Annotated in this window: 11 protein-coding genes; 4 read left to right on the plus strand and 7 right to left on the minus strand. The window is 29.8% G+C overall.

The genetic code is table 11. The features are described 5' to 3' along the window. Positions 1-129: 129 nt before the first annotated feature. From ACXLDF_RS00560 to ACXLDF_RS00580, 5 genes are all read right to left on the minus strand, one after another. The gene (locus ACXLDF_RS00560) at positions 130-1,854 is read right to left on the minus strand and encodes a hypothetical protein (protein WP_457556534.1); all 1,725 of its coding nucleotides are present in this window, start codon (positions 1,852-1,854) and stop codon (positions 130-132) included. Between the two features lie 25 nt (positions 1,855-1,879). Continuing rightward, positions 1,880-4,540 carry a hypothetical protein gene (locus ACXLDF_RS00565; protein WP_457556535.1) on the minus strand — a complete coding sequence of 887 codons (2,661 nt, stop codon included), beginning with the start codon at positions 4,538-4,540 and terminating at the stop codon, positions 1,880-1,882. Between the two features lie 164 nt (positions 4,541-4,704). Continuing rightward, a complete protein-coding gene (amrS, locus tag ACXLDF_RS00570; protein WP_457556536.1) occupies positions 4,705-5,817 on the minus strand; it encodes an AmmeMemoRadiSam system radical SAM enzyme in 1,113 nt (370 codons plus the stop codon). 41 nt (positions 5,818-5,858) lie between these two features. Continuing rightward, positions 5,859-6,815: a tetratricopeptide repeat protein gene (locus ACXLDF_RS00575; protein WP_457556537.1), complete on the minus strand. Its 957-nt coding sequence runs from the start codon at positions 6,813-6,815 to the stop codon at positions 5,859-5,861. Between the two features lie 99 nt (positions 6,816-6,914). After that, positions 6,915-7,766 carry a hypothetical protein gene (locus ACXLDF_RS00580; RefSeq protein WP_457556538.1) on the minus strand — a complete coding sequence of 284 codons (852 nt, stop codon included), beginning with the start codon at positions 7,764-7,766 and terminating at the stop codon, positions 6,915-6,917. Between the two features lie 86 nt (positions 7,767-7,852). On the opposite strand from ACXLDF_RS00580, the gene ACXLDF_RS00585 reads away from it, so the two are divergent. After that, entirely contained in the window at positions 7,853-9,445 is a 1,593-nt protein-coding gene (locus ACXLDF_RS00585; protein WP_457556539.1) for a hypothetical protein, read from the plus strand. Between the two features lie 44 nt (positions 9,446-9,489). On the opposite strand, the gene ACXLDF_RS00590 is transcribed toward ACXLDF_RS00585, so the two are convergent. Beyond that, a complete protein-coding gene (locus ACXLDF_RS00590; RefSeq protein WP_457556540.1) occupies positions 9,490-12,927 on the minus strand; it encodes an MFS transporter in 3,438 nt (1,145 codons plus the stop codon). Positions 12,928-13,018: 91 nt separating this feature from the next. Between ACXLDF_RS00590 and ACXLDF_RS00595 the strand changes: the two genes are divergently transcribed. Beyond that, positions 13,019-13,585 (plus strand): DNA replication complex GINS family protein, encoded by a 567-nt coding sequence (locus tag ACXLDF_RS00595; RefSeq protein WP_457556541.1) that lies wholly within the window; start codon positions 13,019-13,021, stop codon positions 13,583-13,585. A 32-nt stretch (positions 13,586-13,617) separates the two neighbouring features. Here ACXLDF_RS00595 and ACXLDF_RS00600 read toward each other — a convergent pair whose 3' ends face one another. Then, positions 13,618-15,717, minus strand: coding sequence for a molybdopterin-dependent oxidoreductase (locus ACXLDF_RS00600; protein ID WP_457556542.1), 2,100 nt, complete (start codon positions 15,715-15,717; stop codon positions 13,618-13,620). A 186-nt stretch (positions 15,718-15,903) separates the two neighbouring features. On the opposite strand from ACXLDF_RS00600, the gene ACXLDF_RS00605 reads away from it, so the two are divergent. Together ACXLDF_RS00605 and ACXLDF_RS00610 are read left to right on the plus strand one after the other, a co-directional pair. Then, a complete protein-coding gene (locus ACXLDF_RS00605) occupies positions 15,904-16,548 on the plus strand; it encodes a hypothetical protein (RefSeq protein ID WP_457556543.1) in 645 nt (214 codons plus the stop codon). 67 nt (positions 16,549-16,615) lie between these two features. After that, positions 16,616-19,051 carry an N-6 DNA methylase gene (locus tag ACXLDF_RS00610; RefSeq protein WP_457556544.1) on the plus strand — a complete coding sequence of 812 codons (2,436 nt, stop codon included), beginning with the start codon at positions 16,616-16,618 and terminating at the stop codon, positions 19,049-19,051. The last annotated feature ends 6 nt before the right edge of the window (positions 19,052-19,057 follow it).

Here is a 19,057-nt window from a genome sequence, read left to right on the forward strand (position 1 = left end):
CAAATTTCTTAAATACAATGATACGTAAATCTCCTATATTAAAACTCATAGTGTGAGAAAAATATGTGAAAAAGATTAAAAAAGTGGTGTGAATTAGGAGATCCTTCGTTTTAATAATTCATCAAAAAATTATAATTTTCTGATTAATTTTTTATTTCTTTTCAATTTAGGTTTCGATTCTGGTTTTTCTACTTTAGGTGGTGCTTTATTTTCTTCAACATTATTTGAACTCTCTGTATTACTTTCTGTTTCAGAAATTTGGGACTTTTGCATTAAACGTATCTTCAATCCTGTATAAGAAGTTGCAAAAACAGCAACTCCACCAATAATAATTCCAATAACAAACATGAGCCAAATCATGGAATTAAATGTATTAGTTGTTTCAATTTCAAATTTAACTGGATCAGATAACCCAGAAGTTAATCCATCAGTATCTTGTAAAAGAATTTGGACTGTCCATGTTCCCGCAGCTAATTCTGCAGTATTTAATTGAAATTTTTCTGTACTAGAATATTGGTAAGGAATAGTATATTGTTTTTGAGTTCCTGTTGCATCATGAGTTAAAATAATGGTAATATAAGCATAAACATCTTTATTATTTTCTTGATTCAGAGCAATAATACTAGAATCTTCATCATCAATTACATCAAATGTGAAGTTTAGGATTTCATTTTGAGTAAAGCTTAAAGGTACTCCATATAAACCATTAATATAAAATTTATTTATTTCAGGTGCATTATTTTTGAGTTGAATTTCGATGATTTCACTTGTTTTACCGATTAAAGTTTCATTATCAGTAGAATATTCTCTTAATTCAACATTCATAGAAACTACTCCAATATTGATGGTTGTAGGAAAAACAACATCTTTTTCAAATAACCATGAAGTTTTAGTTAAATTTGGTAAAATATCGTTGTAATCACTGAAGAAAATTGCAGTTCCTGTAATTGGATCTTTAGCAGTAATTGTAATTCGGAAATTCTCAAAATGACCATCAATATCTGAAGCATTGAGTCGAATCTTAAAGTTTTCTCCCCGATATACGGGAATGTTCGTAGCATTCACTTCGTTATATATATTTTCACCAATTTCCAATTGCATGGCATCAATTATAGGATCATTATTCAAGATCTCAAAATAATATAAATCTACATTCCGTTCATCAGCATCCCAACAAGTTGCATTGATGTAATAATTTCCCAATGAAGTATCATTAGCAATATCATATGAATACTCAAAAATAGACTCGTTGTTTACTAAAATCTGGAGAGGTGTTGCTGAACCTGATCTATATAAGCTAATCATCCAAGTTAATTCTCCAACAGCTTGTTCAACATCTGATGGGAAAAAATTCATGGAAATGGTTTCTTCCCGATAATATTCTTCTTTATCTAGTTGAACTGAAACAGATGGTTTATTATTCTCAATAACAAATGAAGCATCTGGATCATTGTTTTCAATTCCCCCAGAAGTTCCTTGAATATAGACATTAGCTTGACCTGTGATATTATAAGCATCTGGAGTAAATATAACAGACCAAATTTGAGGATTACTTGTAGTGTTAGCCATCGGTAACAAAAGACTAGAATCATCTGCAAAAGTAATATTAGCGTTAAATCCAGGAGAATTTAATAAATGAGAATTATTGAAAGTAATATTCACCGATTGTAAAACGCGTTTTATAGTGCTACGATCAATTGATACATCATCTGATGTGATTTGATCTGCTGCAGATACTGGATGAGTCGAAGCTAGATTATAAGAATGTCCAGTGTATCCAATCAATGTTGGAAAGATAATTCCAAAAATTGCAATAGAAACAAGGATAGTTATTATTTTCTGATTTTTGTTCATTTTCTTCACTTCATTTACTTTTTCATTACATTAATCGTTTTTTATTTTCAAGAGCCATATGTTTCACAACTACAATTCCAATAATTGGTATTGCTAAAGGAAGAACATATCCAAGTAAAATACTTCCCAATGAAGGTTCCACATTTGTAGAAATTGTGTCTTGGTATAACATCATACCATTAATGTCATAAATCTCGATAGTATAAGATTTCATTCCCAATTCATAAGGATTACGGAGTGTTTCACCAATTGGTATACTTAAAATATTTTCACCCGGTGCCACTTTAGTTAAAGAAGAAATGAGATCTCCATTAAGATAGACTTTAATTTCTTGAATAGAATCCATATTATTTTGCACAGCACATATAATATTATTTTCTCGCCATTGATAAGAGCTTTCTGGTGGAGTCAAATATAGAATTTCAATTGGGTTCTTTATTGTTGAAGATAATGAATAAGATTCAATTAAGGAATTATCTGATTCACGTTTAATCTTTAATTCATAATTTAAATCACCCAAGGGCGCTTCTTGATTTATGAATGAGATTAAATCAAGAGTTATTGATTGAAATGCTACTAAATCAATAGTCTGATTAACAGTACTAATGAATTCACCTGAAAACTCTAAAATTATTGACTCTGCAAAGTTTTTTGTATTTTCCACAGTTACAATAGTGGAAAAATTCCGTGCTCGAAAAACTGTAGCATCTTGTTGAACAGAAATTACTTCTATAGAACTAATAATGGAATATGAAATACTTGCTTCATCATAAAGCAATGAGTTATTTAAAATTTTAATGAGAATTTCTGAATCGCCAAAATCTGCTTTTTGATCTACATCTACAATAAAACTAAAATTATTAAGTGTTTCAGCTAAAATCAGATGATTGTTAAAAGTCTCGTTCGTAATGAAATCACCTTCAATATCAATATCAACAGTGAAATTAGTCAATTTCTCTGAATTAATCGAAAATGATACATTTAATTCTGTTCCACATCGTATTTTTTTATTTTGAAGAACAAGATTAATAATATCAATTCCAGGTTGTAAAATAAACGTCGCGGAATCAAATTTAGTCGAAATTCCGGTATAATTTACACGTAAATCAATATAATATTCTCCAAAATCCATATCTTCACTAAAATTAAAGAGCAGTGAACTTTTTCCTGAATTGTTTCCAAAAATATCATATGTTTCTAATATACTTCCATTCGGTGACCGAAAAACGTAAAAGAAAGAAGCATTTATGATTTCATATGATTTTTGCTGAGTAAAATCACCAGCAGTTAATGAGAAATCAAAAAGATATTCTGCAGAAACGTTTAATGGAGTTTCTTCTCCCTTGATGAACTCTGTTTGATTTAAACTTAATGAAACTGAAGAGTGTTGAGCAAATTCATTTAATTCTATGTAGGTTCTTAATAAATAACTATGAGTCTTCAAACTTTTTGTGATATTAATTTGGGATGAAGTACTATTTAAGGAGGTATAGTAAGTTCCATAAACAGGATCTCTGAGATTTTTTTGTATTCCTTGAAACATTTCCATACAAATTTGGTAATATGTAAAATTACCTGTAATCTGGAATAATTTTTCGATAGCCAGCATCATTATTGCATTGGCTTCGACGCTAATAGTATGGTCAATAACAACTGAACCCGCTTTAGACATTGCATTCATAAACAAGGAGTAATTTTCATTCCAGAGATGGCGATAGAAATTACTAAAAATTGCCTCAGCTTTCTCTACTCGTTGATAATTGCTGTTTTCAACTAGTTCATCAGAAAGGAACCATTCAAGAAGAGCTAAAATTCCATAAGCATTTGTTTCTAAATCTCGAATGGATGAAGAAATAGTTGTACTAAGGTCAACATCTCTTTTATAATCAAATGCATTTTCACTATAGATCAAATAGTTTTCAGTTGCATATTCATCTATTAATATTTCCATAATTTTATTTGCTTCAGCTTTTGCCCCTGCAGCATCAGCTAAACTATATTTATTAATCAAAAATCCAGATAAAGCAACTAAAAATTGATCTTCTATGTATTTCTGTCCGTTATAATTAGAGTGATTATACAATAAATTATCAGTATCTAAAAATGATTCAGATAAAACATTCCACTGATTATGAATTAAACCAGATGCTTGTGATTTTGTGGAAGTATCTTCTAACAACTTATTTAGTGATAAGATATATTGGGCATTTCCTTTTACTTCTTTCACTGATGAATTTGATTGTGTATCTGCAGTTATATAAGAATAAAAGCCAGGATCATTAGTAGATTCGTCCCAAAATGGGTAATCTTTTAAATTTTGAAAATAAGCAAGAATTTGGTTGTTAGAGTATCCAACTAAGCTTGCTAATCCGTCTAAAAATACGACGGTATCTTCAAAATAATGATGATTATCTGTAATATTTTCTCCCGAACGATCTGTTTGAGAATAATATAGAGGTAAATATTGATCAGCAGGGGATTTTGGGAGTGTGGCATTATTTATCAACAATTCTACCCAATTAAGATAGGGAGTTGAATTGCGTAAATATGGTAATGTAGTATAATCTGAACTGCTTTGGTCAGAGAGAGTTGTTGATTCAAAGTGTGAATCAGGATTTAAATTGTTATCTATTGGGATATTGGGAGATCCTCCTTGAATTAGCATGGGAAGGAGAAGAAGCACCATTACAATCCCCAAAAAACCTATTTTTACGTTTTTCCGCAACGTCTGTGGTGTCATTCCTAAATTCTACCTATAATGTTTTCGAATCTATATCAAAAAGTTCAAGCAATAAAAAAATAAAAAGATTATAGAACGTATTGTTGAATAAAGGAATTTGTCGATTACACTCAGAAAAAGGAAAATCTTGAAGATTTTATGTAATTACCAACAATTGGAATTTTTTCACCACACTTTAAGCAAGTATTCTCGGAAGATAATCCTGGTGCAGTAACATTATATCCTTGTCGTGAAATAATCAATTCACCGCATTTAGAACAATATGTATTATTTCCTTTAGTAGTATATACATTTCCCATATAAACATAATGCAAACCTGCAGACTTGGCTTCTTTCCAGGCAAATTTCAGAATATTTTTTGAAGTAGAAGGATGATTCATCCGATATCGTGGGGTATAAGCCGAAAAATGTAAAGGAGTATCACGATCCAAATTTTCTAAGACCCACTTTATTAAAGCACGAATTACAGAAGGAGAATCATTTTCACCAGGAATTAATAAATTAGTGATTTCCAAGTGAACATTATTTTCTTTAAAGAATTTACATGTATCTAATACAGGTTGAACAGATGGAACTCCAACAACCCTTTTATAAAAAGAATCTTCCATTGATTTTATATCAATATTTGCTGCATCAATAAAGTTAATCAACTCTGAGTTAGCTTCTGGGGAAGAATATCCATTTGAAACTAAAATATTCTTAATTCCTTCTTTATGAGCTAAAATAGAAGTATCTTTAATAAATTCAAACCAAATTGTTGGCTCATTATACGTATATGCAATTGAGGTTGATTTTATTCTTTTTACTTGGGAAATAACTTGATCTGGAGTCCTTTCTGTTAATAAAAAGGAATGAATTCCAAAATCATGTTGATCTTTCTGAGAAAATAATGCCATTTTACCATCATCTGAAGGGTATGATTGAGAAATTTCCCAATTTTGACATTGCTTACATTTAAAATTGCATCCTATTGTTGCAATTGAAAACGCTTGACTACCGGGAAAAAAATGATATAATGGCTTCTTTTCCACTGGATCATTGGTTCCAGGAGATATTAATGCGCCATAATCAAGAGAATAAAGTGTTCCATCTAAATTAACTCGAGTTCTACAGAAACCCCGATTATTAGGCTTAATGATGCAATAGTGAGAGCAGACATTACATTTTACCTGTTTATCATGTGGATTTCCAAAAGATTCCCATAACTCTGCTATTTTTTTCATTGATACCACTTTTTCATTAGAATTAAGGGAGCGAATAACATTTAAAGCTTTTCTGCTTGATCCTTATGTGCTTCATGTAATGCTTTACGTTCTTCATGCATTAATTCTTTTTGACTATATCCTAAAGTTAGTAGAAGCAAGCGCATAGATTCAACCGCTTCTTTATGATCTGAAATTGTATTAAGATATACAGCTAATTTGAAAGTTTGGAGATACACATTTTTAGCTTTTTCCATATCACCTAATTTAACATAACATTCACCAATAAAACCTTCTGCCAAATACATTTTCTCTAAATCGCCTAAATTATAAGCAATATTATAAGCTCTCTTAAAATAATTGACAGCAGTATTATATTCTTCAAGAATCTGACAAATTACGCCTAAATCAATCAGTGTCTTAAATTGTCGTTTGGGTATTTTTATTTGGATCCAAAAATCAAGGGCCTTTCGCTTTAATTCTAAAAGCATATCATATCTTTCGAGTTTTTCATAATGCTCAAGTAAAATTTGAATAGTTGCAGCAAACTGCAACTCATCTTCCAAATATATAGCCATTTGCAAACCTTTCAAAAGAAAATCTGTTGCTTTAACCTCCTCTTTCATTTTCAAATAACATATTCCTAAATTCTGTAAAGTTGCAATTCTTTCGTTTAAATAATTATGTGTTTGCCAATACTCGTACGCTTCCTCATTATAACGAAGTGCAAGCCCAAATTCACCCATTTGAATAAATAATGATCCTAAACTCCCCTTAACATTTGCAATTTTGAATTCATCATGTAATTTCTCATATTCAGATAAAGCTAATAAGAAATATTTACGGGCTTCAGTTAATTTTTCCTTTTTCCAGTAAAAAATCCCCAAATCAGCTAAGATTAATGCCCGTCGTTCTTGAATTTGTGGAGTTTCATGTTGTTTATAGGTTTCTTTTAATTCTTGTAATCCTAAATAAATAGAATGATCTAAATCTTCAGAATTATCCTGCTTTTTACTCATAATTCAACTAAGGGTATTTAATGCAAAATCAAAAAAAAAGAACTCTAAAAATATTTTAATAGAAATTAACAATCATAAAATTTAATTAATCTCGAGAATTCACCATAATCCTTCTTTCAAAGTATCAAAACTCCGAATTTTTATGCGCGTTATGTCCTTTTTAAATCTATACTTGACAATATCTTTCAGCAGATTTAGATATTCTTCACGAAGGGGTTTTTTAAACTCTTTCTTGAATTTCTTCATTAGATCTTCTTCATATATGTCTTTTTTCTCAATTTTTTTAGCAATAAATTCAGCATGAGTGAATATTTTTTCAATCCCTTGCTGTATTATTACTTCTTGAGAAGAATCATCTAGAATTGATAAAGCATTATTAATTAGTTCTTTCTCGATATTTAAAGATATATGCTCCCATGGTGAATTTGCCAAAACACCAGTAGGACTTATTACTAAAGCTTCACTGATCTGAGTCTTTAAATAATCTTCTTCTTTTATTGTAGAAACTTGGACTAAATTTTTCTGATATATTTCAGGCAAGAATTGATTGAATAAATGAGAAATCATTGCAGTTTTACTTTTTTCACTTTCATTTCGCAAAAAAATAATAGGAAAATTACATAAAATTGCATGAAGACAGGAGCTTAAAGCATAATCACCATATGTGGATATCAAATCTCGAATGTATATTTTTCCTTCTATCGCTGCTTTCTTTATTTTGGAAAGATCAATTGCCATATCTATAGATTCATATCCTCGAATCTTACCGTCATTTGATACAAAAGCAATAAATTCATGTTCACAACATATCCCTGCATGGACTTGTACCTTTAATGTCCCCATTTTTTTATTTCCAAACAAGTATTTTGGAACTGTTATATACTTTGTTTTATTACAATTAAGGTTAGGACATTCAACTAAAACTTCGATACTTTCTTGAGAATCTTGCATTATTTTTTGTTGTTGTTGGGAAGGAATAAATATTTTTTGGTTAAGGAAGGATATATAGTATAATTACTAATAATGAGCGACTTTATATGGTAAATAGATTTCCATTTGCAATAGAGGAAAAAACCCAACAAGAATTAAGTTTTGACGAGAGCATTGCAGCAAATTTTATCACAATCTTAAATCGGATGAATTTAGATATAGAACACATCGTTAAAATGTCAGAAATACTCTGGCCAGTTATGTTCATCCAATCTGAGCCAAATGCCAAACTCGTTTTAGATAATGTTGGGGTTTTATTTTTTGAAGAAAAAATAGTAAACGCACCTAGAACTGCTCAAGTAGGTCATATATTAAGAAATCAAGATTTATTTTATTTAGAGCGATTAAGAAAAGTAAAATCTATAATTCAATTTCAAGAATCATTCGAACTTTCTAGTCAGAAAAATGAGATTTCAGAGGAAGAATATATCTTCAGAAAGATCCGTGGGCTTGTTCCTCCATTTCTTTTAAATTGTATTGGAAAAATGATGCCATATGTTCAACCAATCAATTTATCGAAATTTAATCTTCTAGAAAGCCAATATACTTTTGATGATGCCATCGATTTTGCCCAAGAATGGCTAGATTTACTAAATTTCATTCGAGGAACCAGACATCGTTGGAAATCACTTAAAGAATTAATTCAGGAACCTATAGAAAAATGGAAACTTGATTTAAAGGTTCAACTTAAAGATGTAAAGAGTTTTTATAAAAAGAAAATTCGACATTTTGATCAAATTGATGATACAATGATTAAAACAAAACTAGATGAAGCGAAAAATAATATAGATCGTTGGGTCCTACAGGAACAAAAATCTATTATTGAGCGAATAGGTAAACTTTTCATAGGTATAAATATTTTATTTGAAAAGGCAAATGAGAAAAACAAGGATTTTCTTCAATTAGATATTTTAAAAACCAGAAAAGTTGGAGATGTCGTGGTTGATGCTTATCAAAATATTGCCTTCCTCAGAGAAACTCTGGAGAAATCAAATGAGGAATTGGATGAAATCTCTTCAAAAATTAACACAATTAGAGAAAATGTGGAAAAAACGAATTTAACTGCAGAAGAAAAGATTAAATTACTTCAAAAGGAACTACAAGATCAAAAGAAAAACCAAGAACAAAAGATTATAGAATTGAAGAAAGAGAAAGAAGAAAAAATCATCTCAATTCAAAAAAATCTTAATGATTTAATCGAGTTAGAGCAAGAAATATATAAAATAATTGAGCAAAAGATGAAAGAGTGTAATATCCACGAGAAAAAGATCAAGGAGTGGCAAATTAGTGATGAGATAACAAAAATCAGAAATCCAACAAGTAAATTTTACATTCCCATAGGAATTGCCTTGATTGAAGATAATGATTTTGAAGAAAGAATAGAAATTGTGTTTCCTTCCATTTTTGGTCAAAATCTTCAAAGAAAACATTTCGCTGAAAAAATCCCTGAATTTGAAAAATCTCTTTCTGAAATCTTAGAAGATAATATGAAATTGCGTAGTAATTTTGAATTTACAAGTGAAAAATCTCAAGATTATAAGAAAAACATTCAAAATGGAATTAAAAATCTATCGAACAGGGGATTGATTAATATAAAAATGAAACAAAAATATTCATCCATTCTCTCTTCAATAGAATAACATATTACTATTAATATGAAAGATTCTAATTTTATTCTATATTTTTACTTTTTTCTTAATTCAGAAAGCGCAGCCTGCATAATTTTATTTTGAGTATGGTGAGCTCGAATACTTAAAATGGCAATAACTCTATCTTTTATTTCTTTCTTTTCATATTTCACAATTCTTTTTAAGGCAAGAACAACAGATTCTTCCAAATGAATAGGAGATTCATCTGATAAATGAGAAAGTAATTGTGGTATAAGTATTTCTGAATCGATTTTTCTAGATAATCGAACTAAGGCAGATACTGCTGCAGTTCGAATAGTTTCCCTTGGATCAGCCATGAGTTTAATAAATTTTGGAAAAATAAGGCTAAAATTTTGTTGATTTAGTGTCCCAATCCATTTCACAAATGCGAGTAAAACATCTTCATCCTCAGTAGAGATATGAATTCTTTCAAGAACAGACTCTACATTTACCATATTTTTTTGGTCTTCATCTAAAGATTCAAAAATATTCAAAATGGATTTTCTGGTCCACTTGTTTGGATCTTCAAGTAATTTTAGAAGATTTGAAAATACAAGGATGTCTTGCGATTTCAGAGATATTTCGACTAAACTTTTAAGACAAGTATTTTTTACGCTGAAATCATCTTCTTTTAATCCTTTCATTAGAATATTTATTGCCTTTTTTGGAGAAGAACCTCCAATTATTCCCAATATCTTATAACCTTGTTCTTTTACAGAGGAATCGACATCGTTTATCATAATATTGATAAATTTCATTGAGATTAATTCAGGATCTTGTAATACCAAACTTGAAATCATTTTTGCAATGGAGATCCTTAAGGATTTACTTGATGTCTTAAAAGTCTTTAAAAGATCATTAATAAAGGGCTTCAATTCTGCTAAATTTGTGGAATTGATAGATTGAATGATATTTAGCAATTCAATTTTAATTTTATCTGAAGATTCCTTTTTCCAAATTTCAAATAAAGTTTTTGGAGAAATTTCAACAGAACATATACTACAGTAATCAGATAAAACACGTACAGCATTAATTTTTGAATTATCATTATTTGAAGAAATGTTTTGAACAAGTAAGGGAATAATTTGGTTTGGAAATTGCTTTGTAATGCTTAATATAGTCTGTACAACTTTCCCACGTGTTAAAATACTTTCAGTATCGGATTCTTTAATTAATTCTGAAACAATAAACTTTGGATCTTGTTCAGCCATCTCAATTAATTGAGCTTGAGCAATTCTTGCAAAATCTCCATCTTTGGATTTGATGTATAATTTTAGCACCGAAAGAATTTTTAAGGGTGACTGTTTCCAGATAGATGGAAAAAGCGAAATTAAAAGTTTCTGAATCTCGAAAGATTTTCCTTTTGCAGCGTTTAGCAAATAATCAATAGAAACTCCAAATGGTTTTTCTTGAAGATACGATTTAAGTCCCAGAAAAGCGGCATTTCTTATAGAAATATTTGGATCAAACAAATGATCTTTGAAAAAATCAAGGGGAATATGATTTTTTTCGAAATTTCCAATCTTAGCAAGAGTTTCCAATATTATTGCTTTAGTTTTTGGATTGACACTTGATGCCATTTCTATTAATTTCGATACACTTAATGATTCTATATCAATTGTTGCAATTTCACCTGCAATTCGAGCTACTGCTTCTTGAATTTGGGGATGTGGATCATTTAATCGAGAAATGAAAATTGAATGTTCTACTTGATCTGGAAATGTAGCAAGAATACGGAGCGCTTTCCCTTGAATATTATAATCCGGATATTCTAAGAGAGAAAGTAAAATATGTAGTAATTTAGAACTTATTTTTTGATTCATATCATTTGTTGAATATTTTAAAACTAATACTTGCAGACATAACTCTTTGTGAAAGTGATTTCTAGTTGAAAGAATACGAAGAAACAAATCTTCATTGATTTTTTGAAGACATTGAAGAGTATCATTAGAAAAACATTCTAAAATTGAAGTTATCATATCAGGATTCTCTGATTTAAGCCCAGTTTCAACAACCGGGAAAAATTTCTCAGGATATTCAATCATTAACCTTGTGAATAGTTTTTGGCTCCAATTATACCCATAAATAAATGTTCTATCAGATAAAGCATCAAAAAGAGGATCTCTAAATCGATCTTGATCAAAACTTAATCCCCGTTTATTTGGAATCCTTAAATACATTCGTTCTAGTGACTCATAGGCAAATTTTTGTTCAGATTCTGGTTGGTAACGAATCATATTAAAACCAGGAATTGGATTAAACTTCTCTTCTGCCGATGTAACTGTTCCTATAAATGCATTACGAATTGCTTTATGGTTTTTTTGAATAAAAAAGAAATAGGAAATTATTATAAAAAGCATGAATTCTTCAATAACTCCAATTAAATTCAACTCAGTATAGAGTTCAACACGATTCCCGTATTTGTTAATCCCCCGTAAATCGTAAAAAGTTGCAGTAACGTCCCATTTCATAAATAAATCTTGGAAAACATAAGGCCTAGCAATTAAATAATTAAGCATAATATTAACTCCCATCGCTGCAATTAAGAAAGTAGAAAAAAGTATAGATTGTGTAGAAGATTTTACTTTTCTTTTCCAATAACGATTGAAATATGCAGTAATGGCTAAAGCAAGAGAAATGGGAATCGACCAATCTACATTATACCATGATACTGTATATGGAACATAGTTAATATCAAATCGAGAAATAGTTGCAATTGTTCGATAAATAAAATAAATATAGGAATAGAAAAGAGTTCCGTAAACAATATAGGTCATAGGATCTCTAAAGAATTCTTTCATTGCACGATTACTTCGATCAAAATGTAGAAAGGTAGAACGAGGTAGATGAGGAAGACTTATTGTAAATATACCAAAAGCGATTATATACCCCACTGATGCATAATAAAGGATAATAATCATTGGATAAATTAGCTGCCAACTAATCCACGCAATAATAAATTTCACTTGAAACACTGAAGTTAATAACACAGGGGGAAGAACAATTGCTAATCCATAGATAAATATCGCTAAAACATAACTCCAAGGTTTTGAAAAGTGTTTAATGATTTTTTCAAAAGGTTGTTGAAAAGGAGTTGTACTGATTTCGTGAGAAAAATGAGCCATAAAAATAAATTCAATAAGAGGATAAATAGAAATAAAGGACAAACAGAAAATTAGCGGAATTAGAAGAAATACTGCTTGATCTTGATAACCCCAATCATTTAAATCAAGAATAAAGGACACAATTGTTGTTGCTACAATAGTTAAGCCATTTCCAAAGAAAAAGGCGAAAATAATACATTTTACTGTATCCTTCCATTTCCAAAATTCCTTTTTTACCAATTTTACTTGTGATGCCATTAAATAATAACCAGCAAGAAAACTAAGAATAAGAAATATAATTAGACCGATGGTCCATGAATTTATTGAAGTAGAAATACTAAATACTTCCCAGATATCCTTAAATTTCATTAGTATATTATTGGTGATTTTCCTTAATGGCTTTATTGATCTTATAATAAGTGATTTTTTTTAAGCTGTAGGTATTACAATATTAGAAGAAATGAGCCCGCTTTCAATTAAAAATAAATTAAAACGAGATCAAAATAAATACATACATCAAAAAATAGATGTAATTGTAATCAAAGAATTTCCTTCTTTTCATATTTTAGGGAAGCATATTGGTCCATTTAAATTAGGGCATCCAATGACAATCGACCAATACATTGCCCGAATTTTAGTTGAAGAAGGAATTGTAAAATTTGATGATACAAAGCATTTAAATCGAAAAGGAATTCAGAAAATTAATTTTCAAGAATCTACTAATCCTGAATTGGGAAAAATCGCTGAAAACTATATTTATACACAAGCGCGAGAACAATTAGAGATTATGAATAAACTCTACGAACAAGGGAAAATTCCACGACAAGAGTTTAAACAATTGCTCAGTGATGTAAACGATTTAATTCGCGTCCGTTTAGCAAAAATTAACCGGCTTGCTGTACAAACAGGGAGAAGTCAATCTGAGCGTTATTTAACACAGGAAGAGCGCATCCTTTTTGAAGAAATTGCAAGTAAAATAAATGAATGGAAAACTGCTTTGGGAAAGGTTAATTCGAAATATAATTGATTATATTATTAATTTCATAATTGAATACATACCTATCTCTCCTTTTCTGATTTTACCGCACTAATATGAACAGTTCCAGAAAAATAGGAGCCCGAATGACCAAGAATTTCAGGAATTGAATTTGTGAAATGATTGGCATTTAAAGAAGAAGGATTTCGATTTGGACCACCTGAATATATTAAAGCCATTTTTCTTCCTAATGAAGGCATTGCTTCAAGAATAAATATTCCTTCTCCAAATTGATTTGAAACTTTAACTCTTTCGCCTACTTGAGAGTCAATAGATTCAATTTCTAAAGGATTTAGAAATACTTTTAAAAAATCAGAATTAAACTGAGAATTTATTTCTCCTAATTGTGAATGAATAAAATGTGGATGGTGAGGAGTATAAAGATAAAAATCTCCTGGATTTTTATGCAGGGTTTTAAGAAATAATTCATGATGATGAATAAAATATTCCATAATGGAGTGTAATTGTATATTTCCAGTGGATGTTGGAAATTGTAAATCAGAAAAGAAAGTTTCATCTGGATTAAAAAATAAAACATATCCGTTTTTTTCAATTTCCTTTCTTTGTTGAGAATTTAAAATTTTCATGCAACTTCTAACCATTTGTTCTGAAGATATCTTAAATTGTTCCAATATAGAAGAAGACCACCCAATTTGGTTTCCAAAATCAATTCCTAAGCGATCAAAAAACTCATGATTTGAAAGACAGTTCGAATATGGACATGGTCCTGCTTGAATAATCGAAAGACCGGGCATATAATAAGAACTTACCAAATCATTCGTTTCTGGGGCCATTTTCATTGGAAAAATTAAATCAGCATAAGCGCATGTTTCATTCAAAAAACAATCTAAAACAACAACAAATAAGTCTTCGCGCTTTAAAACGGATCTAAGAAGGTTTTGATTCGGTAAACTACTGGCAGGGTTGAAATTATAGACGAATAACAATTTTATTTCATGATCTTGCAGAATATTAGCTAATTTAATAATTTCATGCGAATTATATTGATTTAAAGAGTCTGAATTACTAAATGTGATTTTTTTAATAATACGTTCTCTTATATCTCTTTTATGATCACTTAGTGAATAAATAATTCCCGCTCCAGGTTTTCCAATATTTCCTAATACCACTTGGATTAAAGAAATAAATTGAACAAAATATCCACCATATCTATCTTTTTGGGTACCATATCCAATTAAAAATAAAGTATGTGAAGTATTTTCTACTAAGAGAGAAGCAAATGATTTTAACTGTTCTAAAGAAATGCCAATTTTATTACATAATTCAATAATATTAACTTTCTTGATTATCTCTTTAACAGAATCCCAATTATCCACATGATCAAATAAGAATCGATGATTTTCCGCATGTAATTGAAGAATTTGTTTAATTATTCCAATGGCTAATAGATGAGAAGTATTTAACGTAATTTTCAAAAAAAAATCAGATTGATTTGCAATTTTGGTTTCTCTTGAATCTATTACAACAACTTTCATTCCATTTTTCTTTGCTTTTCTTACCAAAAGATGAGCATGATTATTATTATTTGTTAGATCTGAATTCCAGATAACTAAGAGGTGTGTTTCAGGATTGGTAATTTGCAGAGGATGAGAAAGAGAGTAAGTTCCAAACATTTGACGTAATCCTGCAATTCCTCCTTCATTACAAATCCCTCCTGTGGTAATTAAGGCCCCCATTTTATTAAAAAAGCGTAATGGGGAAAATTGAGAAAGTAATCCCGTATTTCCAGAATAAAATGCCGCAAGGATCTTATCTGCTCCATGTTGATAATAGATTTCTTTTAATTTCATTAACAACTGTTCCCAAGCATTTGAAAAGGAAATTTCTTTAAAATTTTGGCAGGGTTTGGGAGCTTGTCGGATAAGTGGAACATGTAATCTTGAATTATGATAAATAGAACCTATTTTATTGGTGTACTTCGCACAGAAAACACCTTGAGTAAAAGGGTGCTTTTTTGAGGGAATCGTTTGTATAAGAGGATGAGCGATTTTATTATCATCCCATATTCCCATATAAACGCAAGCGCCATAACAATCTTTTGTGCAAGTTGCAAATCGGGAGATTTTCGAAGACGAATTCAAGATTTTGGGTGAGTCTTCCATTAATGATTAATAAAAAAACATCCAAATTAAGTTATGGGAAAAACGATGCTAAGTTATGGCCTAAAGTTATTTGAAATAAAAGGTATAATATTTTATAATTAGAAACCATTTTCCAACGTTCAAGTAATTTATAATCAAGTATATAATAATCAAGTGATTTAATTTATCAAATTGGTGAATAAAAAAATGAAAGGATTCTTGTTATCATTATCATCCTTATTAGGGTTTGCAGATTTATGGCAGAACTATTTGGAAATGGGCACTCCTGAGAAAGTAATTATTGGAATTGTCGTCTTTGCTCTTTTTGCAACATTACTTTATTTCTTATATAGAATACTAGATGGAATTGCAGTTATATTCAAAGGAATCTTCTGGTTTTTAAAGAGTATTGTGTTTTTAATTGTGGTTTTACTCTTTTCTTTAGCCTGGTTAATTTTTATATGCCCATTCGGATTTTTCCGCTATAAGAAATTTACTGAAGTGATTGAAATATATAAAATTACCTTAAGACGATTGAAGTACTTCTTTTATCCAAAAGCAAAAAAGGATCTAATAATGACAAAAGAAGAAATCGCTAAAAAAATAACAGAAAAAGATAAAAAAGGAATGCTTAGAGAGAAGAAGGAACAAGTTAGCACTTCCAAAGAAAAAAAACCATCTGAAAAATCAGATGAAATAGAGGAAATTCCAAAATTTCACTGCTCCAATTGTGGAGCTGAAATGCCTCCTTCAATGGTAACTCTCTTACAAAAAGGAAATGCAGCCTTTTGCGAAGCTTGTGGTCAGAAATTTAAAATGGAAGGAGGAATTCCTTATCCAACAGATCATTAATAAAGCATTTTAAAAATAATATTAAAATTATCAACACTTTTTTTTCTTCTGGAAATAATAATAGAATATGGCTCTTTTGCTTTCTGCAGAAAAAGTAGATGAATTTTTCGGGATAAAATCATCCATGTTTCAAAGGTTTAGATCTTTGATTAACTTAAAGCAGAAAGAAGATACTATTTTTCAAGAGAAATTTGACATTGGATATAAAAAATGGAAATTATTCTTCCGATCTTTCTATAGTGAGGTTAATTTAAGTAAAAATCTCTATTTACTTCATATTTATTGTGTAATTCTGGTAAAAGATTTGCATTTTATTTTTTTTTATGATTATGATTTAAACGATATAACAGAGAAAATGAAAGAAGAAAAGAAAGATAACAAAAAAGTGAACAGGAAAAATATTACTAAAGTAGATAAATTTTTTCCAGAAATATTCGATTTAGATTTTTTCTCTTGGATTTTTCAAGATAATCAGTTGTACTCAATAATTCAAAACCTTTTTCAAGCAGATTGTTTTAATCGACTTAAGAATTCATCAATATCAATACCTTCTGATTTGTTTCATGTTTTTTATCAAAATTTAATCAGTTCAGAAGTTCGCCATAATCTGGGAGAGTTCTATACTCCACCTGAACTAGCAAATCAAATGATCAAAAATCGCTATAAGTTTGGACAAAAAATTATGGATCCAGCATGTGGAACTGGTGTATTTTTGATAGAAATTATAAAAAAAATAATCAACAAATCAGATCGTTCAAAGAAAGAAAAACTAAGTGCTCTTAAACAAATCTATGGATTTGATATTAATCCTATTGCATGTCTTTTTGCCAAATTGAATTTTTTACTGACTCTTCACTTTCATGGGATAGAATATCCAATTAATGAACTTCATATTTATAATGAAAGCGTACTATTTTGGAAAAACAAGTTCTTTCCAATATCTATGATACAAAAGAAATTTGACCTAATAATTGGAAATCCTGCTTGGATCACAGTGAAGAGTATGCAAGATTTAGAATATAAGGAGCAAATAAAAAACCTTGCAAAAATACTGGAATTAAAACCATCAACTCATCAAATACCTAATATTGAAATCAGTGCACTTTTCTTTTATCAATGTCGAGATTATCTGGTAGTTAAAGGTAAAATAGGATTTATTGTTAGTAAGGCTTTTATTAATGGAAGCAATCATGCATTAACGCGGAAATTCACAGATTTTGATGAAATTTCAATTTGGACTTTTGATAAAAATTTATTTCCTATATCAAATATATGTTTGTTTGCAAGATATAATCCTCCTTTGAGGAGAACTGAGGAAGAATTAAAAGAATTACAAATTGAAGAAATTCAGTTTCAAATTGAAAAAATAGGACAAAGCCTAAGAATTAAACAATTAAATCGTATCTTCTTGGTTCCGTACAGAATTGAAAAGCATAAAAACCAGCTGCTGGTTACTAAATTAATAGGATTAAAAGAAAAAAAGGCATTAACAGAGCTACTCCCTCACGGAATAAATCAATATAAGAATTCATGCTATCGTGGAGCAGATATTTTTCCCCGTGCTTTACTTTCTATCTTTCCAAAACAAAGTTCTTCTGGTAGGATGTTTATTCAACCTATGACAAATGAGTCTAAATTGACTTGGGATTTCGATCTTGAAAAAAAATTAGAAGAATTCCCCGAAATAATTAAAAAAGGAAAAATAATCATGGATTCTTCCTATATTTTTCCTGTTTTGAAAAGTAAACACTTGGTCCCCTTTGCTTATCTTTACTGGGATTATGCCTTTATTCCTATTCAGGAAAATAAAGCGACTGGGGGATATACTCGTATTTCAGAATCAGAAACATTGGCTTGGCGCTATTATCAAGTATTAGAACAAATTTTCCAACAAAATTTCAAGACGGGTGCATCTATTCGGACTTTATGGGAAAGAATTAACTATCATAATAATTTAATCCAGCCTAGGCATCGAAGTCCATATAAAGTTGTTTATCAACGGAGCGGATCTTATGTAAAGGCTTGTATTATTAAGGAACCAAAAGTTATTATCGATACAACGAATTATTTTCTTTCTTTCTCGAGATTAGATGAAGCATATTATGTATTAGGCTTCCTAAATGCCCCAGATATAACTAAAGCAATTCAAATCGAAAAATCTGCACGCGATATTCACAAGCTTCCCTTTACATTCTATTTACCCAAATTTGATCCAGACGACCAAAACCATCAAAATCTTATAAAACATGTCCAGATCATGGAAAAAAAAGCTCAACAAATCGCCTTATCTGCAGTAAATTCCTTTTTGAATAAAAATCAAGCAGAACTGAAAATTACAGAATTCTATAATGTACCCGTTTTAAAGACAATTAAAGCACGTCAAATCCAATCCCAAATCTATAATTCATTAGGTTGGAATCCAAAAAAAGATAGCATTTCTAAAGATTTTAAAAGGTTGAATCATCTTGTTCGGTTAGTTGTTTCTGAAAATAAGCATACTTGAAAGTAA

The organism is Candidatus Harpocratesius sp., from assembly GCF_054039255.1.